The organism is Dellaglioa sp. CoH-57-MRSF-16 (assembly GCF_056782055.1).
On sequence record NZ_JBXAXZ010000064.1, the window covers coordinates 1 to 432 of the forward strand.

The 432-nt window shown below is 55.6% G+C and carries 1 protein-coding gene; it reads right to left on the minus strand.

Annotation, left to right across the window (positions count from 1 at the left end; translation table 11 throughout):
- Positions 1–376: hypothetical protein (locus tag AC1RPH_RS07855; RefSeq protein ID WP_429625362.1), on the minus strand; the 376-nt coding region annotated here is incomplete at its 3' end.
- Positions 377–432 lie beyond the last annotated feature (56 nt).

A 432-nucleotide genomic window follows, 5' to 3' on the forward strand; every position in this document is an offset into this window, starting at 1 on the left:
CACCAAGAGATTTCTGTTCGAGTGCCATACGCAGCAGTTCCTGTGCGTCGATGATCGTGTTGTGCAGAATGCGAATCTGCTTGCGCTTGCGCTCTATGAACGCGTCGCGTGCGGCTTCCTTGGTGCGATGCGCGTACTGCTTCGTCCACGACAGATTCACGAACCGTTCACGGTCCTCGTAATGATCTAGAAACCAGAAACCGTGCGGAGTCATACGCAGCACCGGATACTCGTTGATCCAGATGCCGAGGTGTTCACCGGCAGCACGCGGAATAGGATCACCCCAATCGTCCGCACCCGGGCTGTATCGAACTTCACGGTATCGATAGCAGTAACCAAGTTCGGGATTGGGTCCGGGATGTGCACCAAAAATCATACATCACCCTCACCAGCAACCGGCGTGATGAGCGAGAGGCCGAGAGCCTTTCTCAC